At 69.8% G+C, this 20,962-nt stretch carries 21 protein-coding genes; 12 read left to right on the top strand and 9 right to left on the bottom strand.

Going from position 1 to position 20,962, the window contains the following annotated elements; genetic code table 11:
• Nucleotides 1-41 precede the first annotated feature (41 nt).
• The 7 genes from FHW79_RS21890 to FHW79_RS21860 all read right to left on the bottom strand — a co-directional run bounded on the left by FHW79_RS21890 (nt 42) and on the right by FHW79_RS21860 (nt 7,062).
• Nucleotides 42-1,565 (bottom strand): tripartite tricarboxylate transporter permease, encoded by a 1,524-nt coding sequence (locus tag FHW79_RS21890; protein WP_183180870.1) that lies wholly within the window; start codon nt 1,563-1,565, stop codon nt 42-44.
• Nucleotides 1,566-1,589: 24 nt separating this feature from the next.
• Nucleotides 1,590-2,126, bottom strand: coding sequence for a tripartite tricarboxylate transporter TctB family protein (locus tag FHW79_RS21885; protein ID WP_183180869.1), 537 nt, complete (start codon nt 2,124-2,126; stop codon nt 1,590-1,592).
• A gap of 66 nt (nt 2,127-2,192) precedes the next feature.
• The gene (locus FHW79_RS21880; RefSeq protein ID WP_183180868.1) at nt 2,193-3,182 is read right to left on the bottom strand and encodes a tripartite tricarboxylate transporter substrate binding protein; all 990 of its coding nucleotides are present in this window, start codon (nt 3,180-3,182) and stop codon (nt 2,193-2,195) included.
• Nucleotides 3,183-3,214: 32 nt separating this feature from the next.
• Complete coding sequence (locus FHW79_RS21875; RefSeq protein ID WP_183180867.1) at nt 3,215-4,210, bottom strand: bifunctional enoyl-CoA hydratase/phosphate acetyltransferase; 996 nt, start codon at nt 4,208-4,210, stop codon at nt 3,215-3,217.
• A 14-nt stretch (nt 4,211-4,224) separates the two neighbouring features.
• Nucleotides 4,225-5,112, bottom strand: a complete 888-nt coding sequence (locus FHW79_RS21870) for an IclR family transcriptional regulator (RefSeq protein WP_183180866.1) — start codon at nt 5,110-5,112, stop codon at nt 4,225-4,227.
• A 211-nt stretch (nt 5,113-5,323) separates the two neighbouring features.
• A complete protein-coding gene (locus tag FHW79_RS21865; RefSeq protein ID WP_247884530.1) occupies nt 5,324-6,124 on the bottom strand; it encodes an IclR family transcriptional regulator in 801 nt (266 codons plus the stop codon).
• Between the two features lie 458 nt (nt 6,125-6,582).
• Nucleotides 6,583-7,062 carry an Lrp/AsnC family transcriptional regulator gene (locus tag FHW79_RS21860; RefSeq protein ID WP_211108417.1) on the bottom strand — a complete coding sequence of 160 codons (480 nt, stop codon included), beginning with the start codon at nt 7,060-7,062 and terminating at the stop codon, nt 6,583-6,585.
• A 199-nt stretch (nt 7,063-7,261) separates the two neighbouring features.
• On the opposite strand from FHW79_RS21860, the gene FHW79_RS21855 reads away from it, so the two are divergent.
• The 12 genes from FHW79_RS21855 to FHW79_RS21800 all read left to right on the top strand — a co-directional run bounded on the left by FHW79_RS21855 (nt 7,262) and on the right by FHW79_RS21800 (nt 19,405).
• Nucleotides 7,262-7,639 (top strand): Rid family detoxifying hydrolase, encoded by a 378-nt coding sequence (locus FHW79_RS21855; protein ID WP_183180865.1) that lies wholly within the window; start codon nt 7,262-7,264, stop codon nt 7,637-7,639.
• Between the two features lie 7 nt (nt 7,640-7,646).
• Entirely contained in the window at nt 7,647-8,798 is a 1,152-nt protein-coding gene (locus FHW79_RS21850) for a PLP-dependent cysteine synthase family protein (protein ID WP_183180864.1), read from the top strand.
• A 77-nt stretch (nt 8,799-8,875) separates the two neighbouring features.
• Nucleotides 8,876-9,373: an L-2-amino-thiazoline-4-carboxylic acid hydrolase gene (locus FHW79_RS21845; protein ID WP_183180863.1), complete on the top strand. Its 498-nt coding sequence runs from the start codon at nt 8,876-8,878 to the stop codon at nt 9,371-9,373.
• Nucleotides 9,374-9,405: 32 nt separating this feature from the next.
• On the top strand, nt 9,406-10,530 hold the full coding sequence (locus FHW79_RS21840) for an ABC transporter substrate-binding protein (RefSeq protein WP_183180862.1): 1,125 nt from the start codon (nt 9,406-9,408) through the stop codon (nt 10,528-10,530).
• 129 nt (nt 10,531-10,659) lie between these two features.
• Nucleotides 10,660-11,577 carry a branched-chain amino acid ABC transporter permease gene (locus FHW79_RS21835; RefSeq protein ID WP_114861323.1) on the top strand — a complete coding sequence of 306 codons (918 nt, stop codon included), beginning with the start codon at nt 10,660-10,662 and terminating at the stop codon, nt 11,575-11,577.
• Nucleotides 11,558-12,625, top strand: coding sequence for a branched-chain amino acid ABC transporter permease (locus tag FHW79_RS21830; RefSeq protein WP_183180861.1), 1,068 nt, complete (start codon nt 11,558-11,560; stop codon nt 12,623-12,625). Before FHW79_RS21835 ends, FHW79_RS21830 begins: the two co-directional genes overlap by 20 nt.
• Nucleotides 12,626-12,633: 8 nt before the next feature.
• The gene (locus FHW79_RS21825; RefSeq protein WP_183180860.1) at nt 12,634-13,401 is read left to right on the top strand and encodes an ABC transporter ATP-binding protein; all 768 of its coding nucleotides are present in this window, start codon (nt 12,634-12,636) and stop codon (nt 13,399-13,401) included.
• Nucleotides 13,391-14,125 carry an ABC transporter ATP-binding protein gene (locus FHW79_RS21820; RefSeq protein WP_119509290.1) on the top strand — a complete coding sequence of 245 codons (735 nt, stop codon included), beginning with the start codon at nt 13,391-13,393 and terminating at the stop codon, nt 14,123-14,125. The genes FHW79_RS21825 and FHW79_RS21820 overlap by 11 nt, the downstream gene beginning before the upstream one ends.
• Before the next feature lie 19 nt (nt 14,126-14,144).
• Nucleotides 14,145-14,675 (top strand): L-2-amino-thiazoline-4-carboxylic acid hydrolase, encoded by a 531-nt coding sequence (locus FHW79_RS21815; RefSeq protein ID WP_051658725.1) that lies wholly within the window; start codon nt 14,145-14,147, stop codon nt 14,673-14,675.
• On the top strand, nt 14,672-15,871 hold the full coding sequence (locus FHW79_RS21810) for a M20 aminoacylase family protein (protein ID WP_183180859.1): 1,200 nt from the start codon (nt 14,672-14,674) through the stop codon (nt 15,869-15,871). Before FHW79_RS21815 ends, FHW79_RS21810 begins: the two co-directional genes overlap by 4 nt.
• Nucleotides 15,868-17,172: an FAD-binding oxidoreductase gene (locus FHW79_RS21805; protein WP_183180858.1), complete on the top strand. Its 1,305-nt coding sequence runs from the start codon at nt 15,868-15,870 to the stop codon at nt 17,170-17,172. The genes FHW79_RS21810 and FHW79_RS21805 overlap by 4 nt, the downstream gene beginning before the upstream one ends.
• A gap of 112 nt (nt 17,173-17,284) precedes the next feature.
• Nucleotides 17,285-19,405 (top strand): tetratricopeptide repeat protein, encoded by a 2,121-nt coding sequence (locus tag FHW79_RS21800; protein WP_183180857.1) that lies wholly within the window; start codon nt 17,285-17,287, stop codon nt 19,403-19,405.
• Nucleotides 19,406-19,411: 6 nt separating this feature from the next.
• On the opposite strand, the gene FHW79_RS21795 is transcribed toward FHW79_RS21800, so the two are convergent.
• Together FHW79_RS21795 and FHW79_RS21790 are read right to left on the bottom strand one after the other, a co-directional pair.
• Nucleotides 19,412-20,521 (bottom strand): FkbM family methyltransferase, encoded by a 1,110-nt coding sequence (locus FHW79_RS21795; RefSeq protein WP_183180856.1) that lies wholly within the window; start codon nt 20,519-20,521, stop codon nt 19,412-19,414.
• A gap of 138 nt (nt 20,522-20,659) precedes the next feature.
• The gene (locus tag FHW79_RS21790) at nt 20,660-20,902 is read right to left on the bottom strand and encodes a hypothetical protein (RefSeq protein ID WP_183180855.1); all 243 of its coding nucleotides are present in this window, start codon (nt 20,900-20,902) and stop codon (nt 20,660-20,662) included.
• Nucleotides 20,903-20,962 lie beyond the last annotated feature (60 nt).

The following is a 20,962-nucleotide window of genomic DNA, read 5'->3' as shown; positions in this document are numbered from 1 at the left end:
CTTGTCTCTCTCCCTGAAGGTTCGTTCGTTGGTTCGGACGGTCAGGCTTTGAGCACCCGGTGGGGCGGCTCCTTGGGCGGGCGGCGGAGCAGCGGCTTCACCACCGGCCACATCGACCAGGCGAGGAAGATGGCGGACAGCGCCAGGATGGTGCCGCTGATCGGGCGGGTGAAGAACACCGCCATGTTGCCTTCGTAGTTGGCGAGCGAGGTGAGGAAGTAGCGCTCGCACAGCGGCCCCAGGATCACGCCGACCACCAGCGGGGCCGGCGGGAAGTTGGTGCGCTTCATGAAGTAGCCGACGACGCCGAAGGCCAGGCAGACATAGACGTCGAAGAGGTTGTTGCGCACGCCGTAGGCGCCGACGACGCTGAGCACGATGATGAAGGCGCCGAGGATGGCCGGCGGCACGCGCATCAGCGTCGAGAAGACCCGCGCCACGCCCATCGCCGCCACGATCATCAGCAGGTTGGCGATCAGCATGCTGGCGAAGATCGTGTAGACCAGCGTGGTGTTCGAGGTGAAGAGGAGCGGGCCGGGGTTCAGCCCGTGGATCAGCATGGCGGCCAGCATGATCGCCGTGGCGGCGCTGCCGGGAATGCCCAGCGTGAGCAGCGGGATCATCGCGGTGCCGGTGGTGGCGTTCTTGGCCGCCTCCGGGGCCGCCAGCCCCTCCTCCATGCCGGTGCCGAAGCGGTCGCCCTTGCCGCAGGCCTGCTTCTCCACGCTGTAGGCGATGACCGCCCCCACCGTGGCCCCGGCGCCGGGGATGACGCCGATGGTGCAACCGAGGCCGGTGCCGCGCAGGATGGAGGACTTGACCCGCCACAGATCGGACAGGCCGACCTGCTTGCCGGGCTTGGCGGTGATGGAGCGGCCGCCGCCGGCCCGCTTGCAGATCAGGTCCACAACCTCGCCGATGGCGAACAGGCCGATCATCACGACGGTGAAGTTGATGCCGCTCTCCAGGTCGGGAACGCCCAGCGTCAGGCGGGGCATGCCGTACATCGGATCGACGCCGACCGTGCCGATCAGCAGGCCGAGGAACATCGAGACGGCGCTCATCAGCGGCGCGTCCTTGGCGATGGCGATGACGCTGACGAGGCCCAGGATGGTGGCGGCGAAGAATTCCGGCTGGTCGAACTTCAGCGCGAAGCTGGCAAAGGGCGGGGCGCCGAAGGTCAGCAGCAGCGCGCTGACCAGCCCGCCGAAGGCGGACGCGGTGATCGCGATGCTCAAGGCCCGCGAGGACAGGCCCTTGCGCGTCATCGGGTAGCCGTCCCAGCAGCTCGGCAGCGAGGCCGGCGTGCCGGGGATGTTGATGAGGATCGAGGAGATCGAGCCGCCGAACACGCCACCCACATAGATGCCGCCGAGGAAGGACATCGCCGTGACCGGCGGCAGCAGGTAGGTGAAGGGCAGGGCGATGGCCATGGCGTTGACGAAGGAGATGCCCGGCAAAGCGCCGGCCACCACCCCGAGCATCAGGCCCGAGACGAGGAAGACGAAGTTGTACGGATCGAGGGCGCCGGCGAAGCCACCGGCCAGATTGGCGAGGATATCCATGGGACGATCCTTCCGGTGGCCGGCTCAGTAGATGCCGAGCAGGCGGTAGAGCGCGACGGTGAAGCCGTCGAAGACGCCGTGGCCGCGGTTCAGCGGCATCTGGGCGAGCAGGACGAAGACGTACAGCAGCACCACGCAGCCGATGCCGGTGACCAGCGCCAGCGTCAGCGGGCGCCGGATGCCCCCGATCAGGCACCACAGGGCGACGAAGGCCGCGGTGGCGATGGGAAAGCCGAGCTGCGGCAGGGCGATGCCGTACAAGACGACCAGCCCCAGCCCGATCATGGCCCGGCCATAGGCGTAGCCTTCGTATTCCTCATCGATCGGCGTGTGCCGCTGGGCTGCGCGGCGCAGCGCCAGGAGTTCCTTGGCCATCCAGATCAGGGCGCACAGCCCGACCGCGCCCAGCATCAGCCGGGGCCATCCCGTCGGTCCCACCGGGTCCGGCAGGCTGGCGATCATGGTGCTGTCGCGCACGATGTGTTGCGAGAGAAGAAGCGACCCGAGGAGCAGGGCCGCGGGTGTCGCCAGCCGGCGAAGACCGTGGGACAGGGGAGTCACGGTTCCCTCCCTGAAGAGCGATGAAACGGGTGGGGCGATTCCGGAGCCGGGCTCAGCCCGCCGGACTTAACCCGGTGTTTGGCCGACCGTCTTGGTCGCGAAGCGGTCCAGATAGCCTCTCACCGTCTCGTAGAAGGCCTTGACCTCCTCCTTGGCCTGGTCCGGCGTCACCAGCGTGTCGACGCAGGTGAAGGTGTCGGCGCAGAAGGTCTTCCATTCCGGGCTCGCCAGCACCTTGGCGGCGGCCTCGTGCAGCTTCTGCACGCGCTCCGGCGGCGTGCCGGCGGGCACCGCCAGCGTGCGGAAGTTCGGCAGGTCGCCGATGTCCAGACCCAGCTCCGCCGAGGCGGGCACGTCGGGGAAGGAGGGGTGGCGCTGCTTGTCGAACACGACGATCGGGCGCAGGTCGCCGGACTTCAGGAACTGCGCGACGTCGCCCGGCTCCTCGTAGATCGCGTCGGTGTGGCCGCCGATCGGCGAGGCGTAGCGCTCCGACGGACGGGCGAAGGGGACGTTGGTCACCGGCACTCCCTGGCTTCCCAGATATTTCAGCGTGATGTCGTCCTGCGTGCCGTAGCCGGAGGTGGCGACGCGCAGCTTGCCGGGGTTGGCCTTGGCGTGGGCGGCGAAGTCCTCGTAGGTCTTGAAGGGGCTGTTCTTGGAGACGTAGAGCATCGACGGCGAGTTCTGCATCATCGCCACATAAACGAAATTGTCCGGCTTCGCCGTGCCCAGCCCCGACGCCCAGGAGGAGACGGACAGGGCGATCAACGTGCCGACCGTGTAGCCGTCGGCCGGGTTGGTCAGGACCCGCGTCAGGCCGGCGTTGCCCGACGCCCCGGAGACGTTCACGACGGGCATGGCGACGCGGAGATGCGGCTCGGCGAGGCGCGCGAACTGGCGCGCCATCAGGTCGGCGCCGCCGCCGGCCCCGAAGGTTGCGATGACCTCGATGGGGCGCGACGGGTAGTCGTCGGCGCGCGCGGGGTCGGATGACAGGACCGGTGTCAGCAGCGCGGCCACCGCCGCGGTGAGCGTCAAGGCGTTGCGGAGCATTTGCATTCCCTCCCAGGATTTATTTTTGACCGTCAGGCGTGCAGGCCGGGTGCGGCGCCTCCCTTGGCTGCGGTGGCGGGATAGGGCGCGCCCGGCGTGGCGGAGCGGCGCCCGGCGACGATCTGGGCGATGGCGGCGGCGGCGATGCGGGCCGCCGGCGGGTCGGCGCGCGAGGTGAGGACGATCGGCACCGCCGCACCCAGCACGATGCCCGCGGCGACCGCGTCCAGGAAATGCACCAGCGCCTTGAACAGGGCGTTGCCGGTCTCGATGTTCGGCACCACCAGGATGTCGGCGGCCCCGGCGCAGGGGTGGGACAGGTTCTTGATCCGCGCCGCCTCGGCGGAGACCGCGAGATCGAGCGCCAGCGGCCCGAACACCGTAGCACCCGGCACCTCCTGTTGGCACAGGCGGGTCAGCCGGTCGGCGTCCAGGCTGGAGGGCACGCGCTCGGTCACCTCCTCGGTGCAGGACAGCAGCGCCACGCGCGGGTCGTTGCCGCCAACCAGCCGCCACAGCTCCACGGCGTTGCGGATGATGTCCAACTGAGTGTTCAGCGACGGCGCCACGTTGATCGCCGCGTCGGTGATGACCAGCTCGCGGCTCGAACCGGGCAGCGTCATGTGGAAGGCATGGGTGAAGCGGCGCCCGGTGCGCAGTCCGCTCTTCGGGTCGAGGGCCGCGAGCATCAGCGTGTCGGTGTGGATGTGCCCCTTCATCAGCGCGCCCACGTCGCCGGAGCGGGCGAGCGCCACCGCGACCCGCGCCGCCGCCGCATCGTCTCTTGCCGGAACCACGCAGGCGCCGTGGAGCGTCCAGCCGATGCGGCGGGCGCTGTCGGCAATGGCCGTGGGATCGCCGACCAGCACCGGCTCGATGAGGCCGAGGGCGGTGGCGCGCCGCGCGCTTTCCAGCGCGACCGGCGATCCCGCGGCGACCACGGCGGTGGGAACCGGCTCCAGCGCGGCGCTGCGCGCCATCAGCCGGGCCGGGCATCCGGCGGCGGTCGTTTCAAGCGTCCTTGCCATGGCGTCCGTCGTCCTTAGGGTGAGAGGGCCGGCTCGGCCGGGGCGGCGTCGATGCCCAGCGCGTGGGCCATGTCGCTTGCGGCGCGGTGCAGGACCGGCAGCCGGTCGGCCACCGATTCCCGCGACAGCCGGACCTTCGGCGCCTGCACGGCCAGGGCGGCGACCATCCGTCCCGCGCCGTCGCGGATCGGCACCGCCGCGCAGAAGACGCCCGGCATGTACTCCTCGTCGTCGAAGGAGTGGCCGCAGGCGGCGATGCTGTCCAATTCCGCGCGGAACAGCGCCGGGTCGCACAGAGTCGCCGCCGCCATCCGGGGCAGCGGCAGGCAATCCAGCAGGCGCCGCCGCGGCAGTTCCGGCAGGAAAGCCAAGAAGAGCTTGCCCATCGCCGTGCAGTGCAGCGGCACCCGCGACCCGACGCCGAATTCCAGGCGCAGCGGCCAGCCTTCCACCTCGACGCGGTCGAGATAGACGACGTCGCCGCCCTCCAGCACGCCGATGTTGCAGGTCTCCCCCAGTTCCAGGCTGAGCGCCCGCAGCCGGGCATGCGACGGCGCCTGGCCCAGGGAGCTGCGCAGCGTGTTGAGCGCCAGGGTGCGCAGTTTCGGGCCGACGGTCACCAGCCGGCCGTCGAACGGGCGGGCGAGGAAGCCGCGCTCCTCCAGCATGGCGATCAGCCGGTGCGCGGTCGGCTTCGGCAGGGCCAGCTTCTCGGCGATGTCCTTGACGGCCATCGGCTGCCCTGCCCCGGCCACCGCGTCCAGCAAGGCCAGGACGCGGTCGGCGAGCGGCCGGCGGTCACCGGAGTTGGCGTCACCAGCGTTGGTGTCGGCGGCGTATTCGGTGGTCGGTTCGCGGGGCTCCCGCAACGGGGCGGAGCCCAAGGCGATCTTCCGCGTCATCGTTCCTCCCCGTGACTGGAAGCGTATCGCTCGGCCTCTTGGTCTCATTCAGCGATACGATTTGTATCATTAACTCACAGGACCCTGGGTCGCGCAAGCCCAAAAAGTTCGTGTACCCAATTATCCATGCATACGGGGGCATGCCCGGCCGGCATCCTGCGGCTCGGGCGATGAAACGTCTGGTTTTGAAGAACGATGGGGGTAGGAGGGACTATCCGAACTGCGCGGACAGGGCCTCGGCGCCGCGGCGCAGGATGGGGAGGACCTGTTCGACGCGGTCGTGCGACAGCCGGACCTTCGGCGCCTGCACGGCGATGGCCGCCACCGTCCGGCCCGTGGAGGACAAGATCGGTACGGCCACGCAGAACACGCCCACCACATACTCCTCGTCATCGAGCGAGTAGCCGCGCGCGCCGATGCGCTCCAGCTCGGCGGCCAGCGCGTCCGGATCGGTGAGGGTGTGGGCGGTCTGTGCGGAGAAGGGACCGGAGGCCAGCAGGCGGCTCCGCATGCCGTCCGGCAGGGTGGCGAGGAACAGCTTGCCCATGGCCGTGCAGTGCATTGGCACCCGCGATCCAACGCCGAACTGGAGCCGCAGGGGCCAGTGCTCGACCTCCACGCGGTCGAGATAGACGACGTCGCCGCCATCGAGGACGCCGACGTTGCAGGTTTCCCCCAACTCGGCGCTGACCGCGCGCAGGACGGAGCGGACCGGCGCGCGGGACAGCGAGGCGCGCAGGATGCCGACCGCCAGCCGCGCCGCCTCGACGCCGATGATGACGTCGCGCGTTTCCAGGTCCCGCGCCAGAAGCCCCTTGTCGATCAGGCTGTTGACGAGGCGGTGAGCGGTCGGCTTGGGCAGGCCGAGCGTCGCCCCGATGGTCTTGACGGCCAGCGGGCCGGAGGCCGACGCGACCAGTTCCAGGATGGCGAAGGTCCGGTCGGTGGCGGCGGCTTTCGGCTTGGCCGCGTCGTCCGACGTGTCGGGGAGCTGGGTGCTGCGCGTCTTCAAGGTTCGCCCGTCCTGGCGGTTTCAGCGTCTCATTGAGTGAGACGTTACGCATATAGACCGGCCGCTTTGCGCAAGCAATAGGCAACGGGGGCTGGGCGTAGGGTGACAGCATTTGAAGTCCCCTCTCCCCCCTGGGGAGAGGGTTAGGGTGAGGGGGTTGTGCTTTTGCCGGACGTGACGCCAAGCGCAACCCCCTCACCGGCCCTCCGGGCCACCCTCTCCCCAGGGGGGAGAGGGTTATAGAGGCCAAACGCCCGATCCTCTTGCTCACCGGCAGCCATGAGAAATGAACTTCTATGAAATGCTTCTAACGTGGAAATATTTTCTACAGCGAAGCACCTTCTCGGCCAAAAAAGTAAAAAATTCTCATACGAACCATGCGATATTGAGAATCACTACAGGGGCTTCGCAAAAATTGCCGAAGCGTGAGTCTAAAAAGAAAACCAGCAAGTAAAATCCTAGGTATTCTGGGTTTTTACGTAAGAAAGAGGGACTTCCGTTGTTGACTTCATTTCCTCCATGGCGAACATTGACGAGACATCCTGAAGCTCGATGCGCTCGATGAGCTTTCGGTAGAAGGCGTCGTAGGCCTTGATGTCCGGAATGACCACACGCAGCAGATAATCGATTTCGCCACTCAGCCGGTAGAGATCGACAACCTCCGGTATGTCGGCCACCACGCGGCGGAACTCCTCCAGCCATTCCGCCGAGTGTTTGCTGGTTCGGACGGCCACGAAGACGGTCACGTCGACGTTCAGCTTGGCCCGGTCCAGCAACGCCACGCGGCGGCGGACATAACCTTCCTGTTCAAGGCGTTGCACGCGGCGCCAGCAGGGGGTGGCGGACAGGCCGACCTGCTTGCCGAGGTCGGCGAGCGACAGCGTCGCGTCGGCCTGAAGGGCGGCCAGGATCTTCCGGTCGGTGGCGTCGATGGTCATCGGGGTTGCTCGGGGCCTTCGCGGTTGGGACGGATGATTTTGCTCGTTTGGCCCTCCGGGAGAAAAGCTTTTTCGTTTTGAGGATTTCGCATGCATCCGCATGCCGTCCCCGCGGGCAGACCGCCCAGCCTTTGAGCACTCCAACCTTCGAGCAGGCGACGGTCGCCACCACAGGGCCAAACCAGGAAAGATCAGGAAGATGAGCGACACCATCGCCACGGACAAAGCCCCGGCCGCCATCGGCCCCTACGCCCAGGCCCGCGTCGCCGGGGGGCTGCTGTTCGTCTCCGGCCAGCTGCCGATCGACCCGGCCACCGGGGCCTTCGCCGGCCCGGACGCGCCGACCCAGGCGGCGCGCAGCCTGACCAACATCGCGGCGATCGCCGATGCCGCCGGCACCAGCCTGGCGAAGGCGGTGAAGATGACCGTCTACGTGACCGACCTCAGCCAGTTCAAGGCGGTGAACGAGGTCTACGCCGGCTTCTTCCAGGCGCCGTTCCCCGCCCGCTCGACCGTCGAGGTGTCGGCGCTGCCGCTCGGCGCGTCGGTCGAGATCGACGCCGTCATCGCGCTTTGAGGGTGACATGACCGCTTCCGCGCAGACCGTAGCGCTGCAACCCGGCGCCGGTTCGATCCGTCAGCCGCTCCGCCTCGACTACACCCCGCTGCCCGAGGTTGCCTGCCGCGACTGGACCCGGCGCGCGATCGAGCTGCTGGAGACCGAGGCGGCGCGGTCGCCCGACACGCCGCTGCTGAAGCTGGACGTTCCGGAGCTGTCCGGGATCGACGTCTACCTGAAGGACGAATCGACCCACCCCACCGGCAGCCTGAAGCATCGCGTCGCGCGTTCGCTGCTGCTGTTCGCCATCTGCAACGGGCGGATCGGCGAAGGCACGCCGGTGATCGAGGCGTCGTCGGGCTCCACCGCGGTGTCGGAAGCCTATTTCGCCCGGCTGCTCGGCCTGCCCTTCCACGCGGTGATGCCGCGCGGCACCTCGGACGAGAAGATCGCCGCCATCGAGCTGCACGGCGGGCGCTGCCACTTCGTCGAGTCCTCCAAGGCGATCTACGCCGAGGCGGCGGGGCTGGCGGCGCGGCTGGGCGGCGTCTATCTCGACCAGTTCACCTACGCCGAGCGGGCGACCGACTGGCGCACCGACAACATCGCCCAGTCGATCTTCGGCCAGATGCGCAGCGAGCGCCATCCGGTGCCCGACTGGATCGTGATGAGCGCCGGCACCGGCGGCACCGCCGCCACCATCGGGCGTCACATCCGCTACCGCCACCTGCCGACCCGGCTGTGCGTTCCCGACGCCGAGCATTCGGTCTTCTACGACAGCTTCGTCAACCGCGACGCCGCCATTACCTGCGAGCGCGGGTCGGGCATCGAGGGCATCGGGCGGCCCCGCGTCGAACCGTCCTTCATCCCCGAGGTCGTCGACCAGATGATCAAGGTGCCCGACGTGGCCTCACTGGCGGCGATGCGGGTGCTGTCGCGGCGGCTCGGCCGGATGGTTGGCGGGTCCACCGGAACGAACTTCTTCGGGCTGTGCTGGATCGCCGGACGGATGCGCGACGCCGGGCGGGCCGGCTCGCTGGTGACTCTGATCTGCGATTCCGGCGAGCGCTACCGCAACACCTACCACGACGACGCCTGGATGGCGCGGTCCGGTTTCGACACCGCCGCCGACGAGGCGCGGATCGAGGCCTTCCTTCAGGGCGGCCCATCCCTCTGAAGCAAAAAGAACAAGCGCTTTAAAAAACAAAAATCGCCACCGCAAAACAATTGGCAGAAAAACAGGAGCATTCACCGATGGACGAGTTTCGCACACTTCTGCGCAACGCGATGAAGAGCCGCGCGATGGTCTATGAGGCGGCCTTCGACGAGATGCGCAAGGAGATCGGCGAGGAGAAGGCCCGGGAGATCATGGCGCGCACCATCTATCGCCGGGGTGCGGCCATCGCCCACAATTTCGCGCCGCACGCCCCGGCCGATCTGACCGGCCTGCGGGACTCCTTCCTGAAATTCATCCCCGACGCCGAGGTCCAGTTCGGCCCCGAGGTCGTGCGCTGCACCGACGAGGTGCTGGAGATCCGCTTCCACACCTGTCCGCTGAAGGAAGCCTGGCTGGAGGCCAACCTGCCGGCTGAGACGGTTGAGACGCTCTGCGAACTCGCCGGCGCGGTCGACAAAGGCACTTTCGAGACCGCCGGCTTCGAGATCGAGGTCGACACCTGGAAGCCGGGCCGCAGCACCTGCTGCCACCTGACGATCACGCCGGGCGCCGCTGCGCCGGCCGCCGCGAACTGACCGTCCAGCCTCGCCGACAGGGGAATCGAATCATGAGGAAGAACGCCATTCTCGGCGCCGTTCTGGGCGCCATGCTGGTCACCGGCACCGCCGTCCAGGCCGCCGACCGCGAGATCGTCATCGGCTATCAGGCGCCGCTCAGCGGCGACCGCAGCCAGTACGGCGAGATGTTCCGCAACGCCGCCCAGATCAAGCTGGAGGAGTTCAACGCCTCTGGCAAGCTGACCGGCGCCAAGGTCGCCATCACCTTTGAGGACAGCAAGGACGATCCCAAGGAGGCGCGCAACATCGCGCACAAGTTCCTCGACAACTCCAAGATCGTCGGGGTGATCGGTGACTTCTCCTCCACCGTGTCGATGGCGGCGGGCGAGATCTACGCGGCGGAGAAGATGCCGCAGCTCTCCCAGACGGCCTCGCACCCGGATTTCACCAAGCTCAGCCCCTGGCAGTTCCGCAACATCACCACCCAGGCCTTCGAAGGCCCGTACAACGCCGACTGGATCATCGCGGCGGGCATGAAGACGGCGGCGGTGATCTACATCCAGAACGACTGGGGCATCTCGGCGCTCGACGGCTTCGTCAGCGGTTTCAAGGCCAAGGGCGGCAAGATCACCGCCACCGAGGCCTTCAACCCCGGCAACCGCGATTTCCGCTCCATCCTGACCAAGGTCGCCCGGCAGAAGCCGGACGTGATCTACCTCGCGATGTTCTACGAGGAGGGGGCCGCCTTCGCCCAGCAGCGCGAGCAGCTGGGCATCAAGATCCCGCTCTACGGCACCAGCTCCCTCTACTCGCCCAAGCTGATCGAGCTGGGGCGTGAATCGGTGGAGGGGCTGCATCTCGCCACCACCTTCACGCCCGACAACCCCGACCCGGCGGTGCAGACCTTCGTGAAGGAATACGCCGCGCGCTTCAAGTCGGAGCCCGGCATGTTCGCCGCCCAGGCCTACGACGCGGTCGGCATCATGCTGGACGCCGTCGCCAAGGCCGGCCCGTCGGTGACGCGCGAGAGCCTGCGCGACGCGCTGGCCGCCACCACCGGCTACCCCGGCGTGACCGGCGCCACCAGCTTCGACCCTGTCACCCGCGAGCCGGCGAAGGCGCTGGCGAAGATGATGGTGAAGGACGGCCGCTTCCAGGTCGTGACCGGTCCCTGACCGGTACCGTCTAAGGACGCCCCGGGGACGCCCCAAGGGCTTTCCACACGATCCTCCTTTCGGGACACACGCCGTGGTGCGCGCTCCGCCGGGACCGGCGGGCGCGCTCCCCGAAGCCTGGAGCACGCCATGGTCTTCGATGTCTTCTTCCTTCAGCAGGTCATCAACGGCCTGTCCATCGGGTGCGTCTACGCCCTGATGGCGATCGGCTTCACGCTGATCTTCGGCGTCCTGAACGTCGTCAACTTCGCCCATGGCGAGGTCTACACCATCGGCGCCTTCGTCGGGCTGATGGTCATCACCGCGATGGCCCCGCCGCTGCTGGCGGTGGTGCCGCTGGTCCTGGCGGTCGGCGCGGTCTCCGGCGTCGGGCTGGAGCGCATCGCCTTCCGCCCCTTCCGCCGCTTCACCGACGAGGCCAGCCAGAAGTCCCGCGCCATGCGCGAGGCGACGCTGCTCTCCTCGCTCGCCGTGTCGATCGTGACGCGCGAGATCATGATGCACATTTTCGGCGGCGACATGCAGGGCATCCCGTCCGGCTACCTGCTGCAGCAGCCGGTCGCCATCGGGCCGATCATGGTCGCCAGCGGCAGCCTGGTCATCTTCGCCACCTCCGCCGTCATGCTGGGCGCGCTGCAGTTCCTGCTCTACCGCACCCAGACCGGCCTCGGCATCCGCGCCGTGTCCAACAACCAGCTCGGCGCCCGCTACGTCGGCATCAACACCGACCGCACCATCGTCACCACCTTCGCGGTCGGCTCGATGCTGGGCGCCACGGCGGGAATCCTGGTCGGCCTCTACGACGGCGCCATCTCGCCGCACATGGGCTTTGCGCCCGGCGTGAAGGCCTTCGTCGCCATGGTGATGGGCGGCCTGTCGAGCATCCCGGGGGCGGTCGCCTGCGCCCTGCTGCTCGGCGTGTCGGAGAGCATCGCGACCGAGTTCCTGTCGAGCGGCTGGAAGGACCTGATCACCTACAGCCTTCTGGTCATCACGCTGGTCTTCTTCCCGCAAGGATTGTTCGGACATGGACGTGAACGTGCCTGACGCCCGGCTGATGCCGGCCACCCTCGCGCCGCCCGCCGCGTTTTCCGGGCGAGGCCGGCGGTTTGCCTGGACCCTCCTCCTGCTGGCGGTCGCCTTCGGCGCCGTGCCCGCCGCGATCGTCGGCACCGGGTCCAGCTACCTCGCCCAGATCGCCATCACGACGATGATCTTCGTGATCCTGTCGGCCAGCCTGAACCATGTGACGGGCACCGCCGGGCTGCTGTCGATCGGCCACGCCGCCTTCTACGGCATCGGCGCCTACGCGGCGGCCCTGCTGTCGACCAGGCTCGGGCTGCCCTTCATCGTCACGCTGCCGGCGGCAGGGCTGATCGCCGCGCTGTTCGGCTTCCTGGTGGCACTGCCGACCATGCGGCTGGTCAGCATCTACTTCGCCGTCGCCACGCTCGGCATCGGCGAGATGATCTACGTGGTCCTGCTGAACTGGGTGGACGTGACGCGCGGCCCGATGGGCATCCGCGGCATCCCGCCGATCTCGCTGTTCGGCTGGCAGGCCGACACGCTGCTCAGCCGCTATCTGGCGGTCGCGGTGATCGCCGTCGCCTGCGTCTGGGTGCTGCACCGGCTGACCCACTCCTACTACGGCAACGCGCTGCGGGCTCTGCGCGAGGACGACCAGTGCGCCGACAGCATGGGCATCAACGTGGAGCGGCTGAAGATCGAGTCCTTCGTCGTCGCCACCTTCTTCGCCGGCATCGCCGGGGCGCTGCTCGCCCACACCTCCGCCTACATCGCGCCGGACAACTTCCGCTTCATGGAATCGATCCTGATCCTGGCGATGGTGGTGGTCGGCGGGCTGGGCAGCCTTCCCGGCGCCGTCGTCGGCGCCCTGTTCATGATCGTCCTGCCGGAGGCGCTGCGCGACATCGGCGATTACCGCATGATCGCCGTCGGGGCGACCATGTTCCTGTCCATCCTGCTGCTGCCCAAGGGCATGCTGGCCGAAGGCACCGCGCTGGGCTTCGTCCGCCGTTCCTTCTCCCGCGGCTGGGCTACCATCGCCGGCGGCACGCCCGTCGGCTGGAAGTGAGGCGGATCATGAGCAACACGCTTCTCTCCATCCAGGGGCTGACCCGGCGCTTCGGCGGCCTGCTGGCGGTCAGCGACGTCAGCGCCACCATCGCCGAGGGCGAGCTGGTCGGGCTGATCGGCCCCAACGGCGCTGGCAAGACCACCCTGTTCAACCTGATCACCGGCTTCACCCCGCCGTCGGACGGCACGGTGACCTTCGACGGGCAGGACGTCACGGGGCGCAAGCCCTGGCAGATCGCCCGCATGGGCATGGGCCGCACCTTCCAGAACCTGCGCGTCTTCCCCAACATGACGGTGTTCGACAACGTGTCCGTTGGGGCGGTCGGCGCCTTCGGCCAGTCGCCCTGGCGGGCGTTGGTCAACGGCGGCGCCCACAGCCGCGCGGTCAGCGAGCGGAGCTGGGAGGCGCTGGAGCGGGTCGGGCTGACCGCCCAGGCCGGGGACATCGCCGCCAACCTGTCCTACGGCAAGCGCAAGTATCTGGAGATCGCCCGCGCCCTGGCGACCGCGCCCCGCCTGCTGATCCTCGACGAGCCGGCGGCCGGCCTCAACGACACCGAGACGGCGGAACTGGCCGACTTCATCCGCCGCCTGCACGCCGGCGGCGTCACCGTTCTGCTGGTCGAGCACGACATGGGGCTGGTGATGGGAAGCTGCAGCCGCGTCATCGTCCTGGCGTCGGGGCGCAAGATCGCCGACGGCACGCCGGAGGCGGTGCAGCGCGACCCCGCCGTCCTCGAAGCCTATCTGGGAGTGGAAGACGATGCCGCTTGACGGAGCACAAGCCACCACTCGCCGCATTCTTGAGGTCCGCGACCTGACGGTGCGCATGGGGCCGCAGGAGATCCTGCGCGGCGTCTCGCTCGACGTGGCGGAGGGGGCCATCGTCGCGGTGCTGGGCGCCAACGGCGTCGGCAAGACCACGCTGATGCGGGCCCTGTCGGGCATCTACCGCACCACCGGCGGCGCCACCGTCTTCGACGGCCAGGACATGACCGACAGCCCCAGCCACGAGGTGGTGCGCCGCGGCCTCGCCCAGGCGCCGGAGGGGCGGCAGATCTTCGGCACCATGACGGTGCGGGAGAACCTTCTGCTCGGCGGGCGGACGCTGCGCCACGACCGCGCCGCCCGGATGGAGCGGATGCTGGAGCTGTTCCCCCGCCTGCGCGAGCGGCTGACCCAGAAGGCGGGGTCGCTGTCGGGCGGCGAGCAGCAGATGCTGTGCATCGCCCGCGCTCTGATGTCGAAGCCACGCCTGCTTCTGCTCGACGAGCCGTCGCTCGGCCTCGCGCCGATGGTGGTGAAGCAGATCTTCGACCTGCTGGTCCAGATCCGCGGCGAGGGCACCTCGATCCTGCTGGTGGAGCAGAACGCCCGCGCCGCCCTGCGCGTCGCCGATCACGCCTATGTCATGGAGGCGGGAAGGGTGACACTCTCGGGCAGCGCCGCCGATCTGGCCGCCGACCCGCGCGTGCGGGCGGCCTATCTCGGCGGCTGACGGAAAAAGGATCGCAGCGATGACCACCGACACCGAAAACGCCGCTCCCGCGTCTGCTCCCCTGCCCATCCTGGAGCGGCGGCGCATCGAGGCGGCCTTCGCCAAGGCGCTCTACGACCAGCTCCTGCCCGAGATCGGGCGGGAGCGGGCGCGCGCCGTGCTCGCCCGCGCCATCGAGGTGATGGCCCGCGAGGCCGGCGCCGCCATGGCGGCGGAGGACCGCGCCACCCGCGGCACCGCCGATCTCGCCACCTTCCACGAGCGGCTGGCCCTGTGGACCGCCGGGGACGCCCTGCGGCTGGAGGTGATCGAGAGCGCGCCCGACCGGCTGGGCTTCAACGTCACCCGCTGCCGCTACGCCGAAAGCTACCGCGCCATGGGCGTGGAGGAGATCGGCGACATCCTGTCCTGCAACCGGGACGGCGAGTTCATGTGCGGCTACCGCCCCGACGTCCGCTTCACCCGCACCCAGACCATCATGCAGGGCGCCAGCCACTGCGACTTCCGCTACAGCCTGCCGGCGGGCGGACCCCAGGAGTCCCCGGAATGACCATCCCCGCGAACGTCCGCCTGCATCCCGCCGCCGAGGCCCTGGCCCCGGAGATGCGGCAGTGGCGGCACCATCTGCACGCCCATCCCGAAACCGCCTTCGAGGAGCACGAGACCGCCGCCTTCGTCGCCGACAAGCTGCGCGCCTTCAGGCTGGAGGTGGCGACGGGTCTGGGGCGCACCGGCGTGGTCGGCACGCTGAAGGGCCGCCGCCCCGGCGGCCGGGCCATCGCGCTGCGCGCCGACATGGACGCGCTGCACATCCACGAGGCCAACGACTTCGCCCACCGCTCGGTCAATCCCGGCCGGATGCACGCCTGCGGCCACGACGGCCACACCACGATGCTGCTGGGGGCGACCAAGGTCCTGGCCGACGATCCGGACTTCGCCGGAACGCTGCACGTCATCTTCCAGCCGGCCGAGGAGAACGAGGGCGGCGCCCGCGAGATGGTCGCCGAGGGGTTGTTCGAGCGGTTCCCGGTGGACGGCGTCTACGGCATGCACAACTGGCCGGGCCTGCCGCTCGGGCAGATCGCGCTGCGGCCGGGGCCGATGATGGGCAGCTACGACATCTTCGAGGTGACGGTCCACGGCAAGGGCAGCCACGCCGCCATGCCGCATCTCGGCCACGACCCGATGACCGCGGCCGGCCATCTGCTGACCACCCTGCAGACCATTCCGGGGCGCAGCCTGCACCCGCTGGACAGCGCCGTGGTCTCCACCACCTGGATCACCGGCGGCGACACCTGGAACGTCATCCCGGCGGAGGTGACGCTGCGCGGCACCGTCCGCGCGTTCAAGGAGGGGGTGCAGGACGTGGTCGAGGCGCGGTTGCGCGCTCTGGCCGAGCACACCGCCGCCGCCTTCGGCTGCACCGCCAGCGTGCGCTACGAGCGGCGCTACCCGGCGACGGTCAACAGCGCCGCCGAGACCGCGCTGTGCGCCCGCGTCGCCGCCGCGCTGGTCGGCGAGGCGAACATCGACCACGATCCGATGCCCTCCATGGGGGCGGAGGATTTCGCTTTCATGCTGAAGGAGCGGCCGGGCTGCTACGTCTGGCTGGGCAACGGCCCGACGGACGGCGGCTGCCTGCTGCACAACCCCGGCTACGACTTCAACGACGCCAACCTGGCCATCGGCGCCAGCTATTGGGTGGCGCTGGCGAAGACGCTGCTGGTGGAGGAGGGGACGCGATGAGCGCGCTTCTCAAACCCTTGCTGGACGCGCCGATGCCGGACTCCCACTGGGCGGCGAGCGCCGTCGCCGGGCCGGAGACCGGTCCGCTGGACGGGGCGGTCCGGGTGGATGTGGCGGTGGTCGGGGCGGGCGTCACCGGCCTGTCCACGGCGATCCATCTGGCCGAGCAGGGCGTGCGCGTGGCGGTGCTGGAGGCGCGCGAGCCGGGCTTCGGCGGGTCGGGTCGCAACAACGGCCAGATCATCCCGACGCTGTCGCGCCTCGACCCCGCCAATCTGATGGCGGCCTACGGCGAGGCCAAGGGATCGGCGCTGGCCCGCATGGTCGGCGGCTCGGCGGCGCTGGTCTTCGACCTGATCGAGCGTCACCAGATGCGCTGCGACGGCGTGCAGAAGGGCTGGATCCAGCCGGCCCACCGGCCGGGCCGTATGGCGGCGGCGGAACAGCGCGTCGCGCAGTGGCGGGCGCTGGGGGCGGAGGTCGCGCTGCTTGACGCGGCGCAGACGGAGCGGGCGCTGGGCACGCGCTTCTGGCACGGCGGCATGGTCGCCCCGACCGGCGGGCATGTGAACCCGCTGTCGCTGGCCCGCGAGATGGCGCGGGCCGCCCTCGGGCTGGGTGTCGTCCTCCACAGCGACACGCCGGTCTCCGCCATCGACCGCGTCGGAACCGCTTGGCGGCTCACCACGCCGCAGGGCTGCGTGACCGCCGACCGCGTCGTTCTGGCGACCAACGCCTACACCGACGACCTGTGGCCGGGGCTGCGCCGCTCCGTCGTGCCGGTGCTGAACTTCCAGATGGTGACGGAGCCGCTGCCCGCCGCCCTGCGCGCCAGCGTGCTGCCCTCCGACATGGCGTGCAGCGACACCCGTGGCGACCTGCATTTCTTCCGCTGGACCGCCGACAACCGGCTGGTTTCCGGTTGCACGCTGGTGCGGTCGGCGGACGCCGAGCGGCGGGCGCGGGAGCGCACGCGGGAACGCATCCGCCGCGTCTTCCCCCAAATCGGCAATCCGGCCATCGCGCGGAGCTGGAGCGGGCATCTGGCGATGACCGCCGATTTCCGGCCCCATTTCCACGAGCTGGCGCCCGGCGTGACCGGGGCGGTGGGCTACAATGGGCGCGGCATGGCGCTGGGCACCGCCGTGGGCCGCGAACTGGCCCGCCATGCCATGGGAGCGGGCGCGCCGGAACTGGCCTTGCCCTTCACCCCGGTGAAGCCGCTGCCGTTCCACGATCTGGTGACGCGTTTCTCCCGGCTCTACATGCTGCATCTGCGCCGGCTGGACCGCATGGACTGAGGGGTTAGAGCAGGCGATGGCCTTGGACAAAACCTCCGGCGGTTGACAGTCCGGGGTGGCCCGGCCACTGTGGCGCCATCCTGAAGCGGCCCCACGCGGATTGTCCCGGCCCATGGCCACCGTCTCCGAAGCTTTGTCCATCGCGCTCGACCATCACATTGCCGGGCGGGTGGCGGAGGCGGAAGCCCTCTATGGCCGGATCCTGGAGGCGGTCCCCGGCCATCCCGACGCCAGCCATCTGATGGGCCTGCTGCTCGCCCAGACCGGGCGGGTCGCGGCGGCGCTCGCCCATCTCGACGCCGCCGTGGCCGGCGATCCGGCATCGCCGACCCACCATCTCAACCGTGGCAAGGTTCAGGATGCGCTCGGACGGACCGCGGACGCGGCGGCGAGTTGGCGCGCCACGCTGCGCCTGCAACCGGATCACGCGGAGGCGGCGGAGCGGCTGGCCCCGGCGCTCCGCGTCCTGGCCGAGACCGCGTTCGATTCCGGCGCCCTGGCCTCCGCCGCGGCGCTTTACGAACGGGTGCTGGCCCTCGATCCGCAAAACCTGTCCGCCGCCTTCGACGCGGCGATGGCCGCCAAGGGGCTTGGATGGTTGCAGGAGGCCGCCCGGCTGGCCGGGATCGCGGCCCGGCTCGACCCGACGCTGTTGCGCGCCCGCATGGCCGAGGCAGAGGGATGGGGGGCGCTCGGTCAGACGGGACGGGCCGTCGCCGCGCTGCGTCCGGCGGTGGCCCTGGACCCGGCGCAGGCAGGCTGCTGGGCCAGCCTGTGCCTGCTGCGCAGCGACCTGAGCCAGCGCGGCGCGGCGGTCGTCGCCGGCCGCCGCGCCGCGCTGGCCGCGCCCGCCGACACCGCGCTTCTGGTCCGGCTCGCCGCCGCCCAGCAAATCGCCGAGAAGCCGCGCGCGGCGCTGGCGGCGGCGCGGCGCGGGCTGACGCTCGACCCGGCCTCGGCGGATTTGCAGCTGGCCCTCGGCACGGCGCTCGACGCGGTGCACGCCTTGGAGACGGCCGGGCAGGCGCTGGAGCGCGCCGGCCGGCTGCGGCCCGGCGATGCGGCGACGCTGGCCGAGCGGGGGCGGCGGTGCGAGCGAGTCGGCATGGCGGAATGGGCAGCGGCGCTGCTGAGGCGGGCGCTGGCCGTGCGTCCGGACGACGCGGAGTCCTGGGTGGCGCTCGGCCGCGCGGCGCTGCGGCGGGGCGATGCGGCGTGGGCCGGCCGCTGCGTGCGTTGGGCGCTGCGGCTGGCTCCGGGCCTTCCTGTGGGCCTGCTGCTGGCCGGCGCGGTCCGCGAGGCGCAGGGCGCGGACGGCGATGCGTTGGCCCTCTACGACCAAGCGATCGCCGCCGCACCGGGCCTCGGCACCGGCTTTTCCCGCCGGGCGATGCTGCTGCTGCGCCAAGCCGTGGGCGCCGCGCCGCCGCCACGCCAACCATCGGGCAAGCGTCGGCTGTCGGTGTCCACGCTCGGCCATGCGGGACGCTTCGGCAACCAGCTCCTCCAGTACGGTTACCTGCGCGTCTGCGCGGAGCGGAACGGGATGGAGCTGGAAACGCCGGAGTGGATCGGTCGCCATCTTTACGGCCTGGACGACCCGCTTCCCGGCCCGCCGCTGCCCAGCCTGCACGAGGAGGACTGCGGCGTTCCGGCGCTGCTGGACGGGCGGGCGCTGGCGGGCACGGACGGTCACGACGTGGTTGGCTATTTCTGCGGTGACACCACGCCCCTGGCGCCGGACCGCGCGCGGTTCCGCGCCCTCTTCACGCCGGTCGGCGCGGTGGCGGAGCGGGCGGCGGCTGCGCTGGACGGGTTGCGGGCGCGTGGGCGGACCCTGGTGGCGATCCATCTGCGCCGCGGCGATTTCGGCCTGAACGACCGGTTCTGGATCGCGCCGGAGGGCTGGTATCTCGACTGGCTTGCCGGGGTGTGGGCGACGTTGGACCGGCCGGTGCTCTATCTCGCCACCGACGCGCCGGAACTGGCGGACCGCTTCGCCCGCTACCGTCCTGCCCTCGCCGGCGATCTGGTGGCGCCGCTGCCGGGGGCGGAGTTCTTCACCGACCACTGGATTCTGTCGCGGGCCGATCACGTCGCCGTGTCCAACAGCTCCTTCTCGGTGACGGCGGCGATGCTGAACCCGGCGCTGCGCGCCGCCCTGCGTCCCGACCGCGAGCGGGCGCGGCTGGTGCCCTTTGATCCCTGGAAGGGGCCGGTCCTGCTTCCGTGACCGGTGTCAGCCGTGACGGCGGACGTAGAGCGCGTCGCCCCAGCTGTGATGGTAGGGGCTGGTTTCGGCGGCGCGGTCGAAGCCGTGGGCGAACAGGATGTCGTCCACATCGGCGGCGAGGCCGGAGCCCTCATACAGTTCCGTGTAGCTCACCTCGGTCACCACCGCGTCGAACCGGGGCAGCAGGCTACGGCAGCCGTTGAGAATCCGGCATTCCGATCCCTGCGCGTCGATCGCCAGCACGTTGAACCCTTCCGGCGCGAGGCCGTTGGACGCCAGCAGGTCCGGTAGGGTCCGGGTCTCCACCTCGATGACCTCGTCGACGGTGATGTGGGGATAGACGGTCAGATGGCCGGTCGGCTCCAGCAGGGAGCTGGACTGCCGGCTCGACATGCGTGAAAAGCGCGCCCGTCCGGCCCGGTCTGACACCGCGGCGTTCAGGCAGACGACGCCGCCGTTTCCGGCGAATCGGGCTTGAAGCGTGGCGAAGGTCGCCGGGTCCGCCTCGACGAACAGGACGCGGGAACAGCCGGCTTCCTGGTAGTTGACGTACTCCTCCCCCTCATGGGCGCCGACATGGATGATGCCGCGCGGCACGATTCCATGGCGGGGGAACAGGTCCTTGTAGCGGAACATGCCCTGGCTGCGCGCGAACAGCCGGTTCCAGTGCCGCGGGGCGACCGCCATGTGCGTGCCGCCGCGCCCGTCCTCCGGCGGCTTGGCGCGGAATTCCAGATTGCGGTCGGCGAAGCGGAACAGCGAATAGCCATGGGTTTGCAGGCGCGCGTAGAGCGCGGCCAGTTGCCCACCGGCCTCAGACTCATCGAATTGAAAAAAGTCGATGCGGCGCAGGCGCAGCAGTTCGGCGGCCCCCTCCAGCATCGCCAGGGCGTCGCCGCAGCCGTCCAGAACCAGCCAGTCGATGTGGCGCGGCCCGACCGGACCGCACCACGCGTCGAGTCCCGGCGCGGAGGATGGTGGGGCAAGGCACGCCCGGCCAGCGGCGCCGTCCGCCCAACGCCCGGCACCGGCTCCGACCGCCACCAGAGTGGCCTCGGGCGGCAGGAAGGCTTTTTGAAGCGGGAGTCCGGGAAGGGTGGGGGCCTCGTGCTGCATCTCATCATCGTCCTGGGCCTGATTGACAATCCCAAGGGATGATCGCAGACGCTTCCCGTCGCCTTGGCACGGTGGCCATTGTGGAAGCGGACGCGGGGCGGGTCAACGGCACCGCCCCGATCGCATCGCTTGGCGGCGTCAGGCCGCGCGGTGGAGGAAGCCCAGATGCTGCGGCGCCAGGGTGGAGGCCCACTCCTCCGCCGCTTCCTGCGCCTCGCGGCGGGTGGCGAACCAGCGGGCGTCGGGGGTCCAGCTCAGCCCCTCATGCTCCGCGTGCCAGTTCCACCAGCCGTCGGTGGCCTCGCAGACCGTCAGCATCACGCCGAACGCGGATTCCAGGGCGCGGGCGCCGGTCTTAGCCTTTTCGTTATGCCAGTCCATAAGCGTTACTCCAGATGTCCTGCCTTTCGGCATAGCATAGTTCGGTAGACGAACAAAACC

The sequence above is a fragment of the Azospirillum sp. OGB3 genome (assembly GCF_014192915.1).
GTDB lineage: Bacteria > Pseudomonadota > Alphaproteobacteria > Azospirillales > Azospirillaceae > Azospirillum.
The sequence above is the reverse complement of the archived record's forward strand: the minus strand, read 5'-3'. Positions and strand labels throughout refer to the sequence as shown.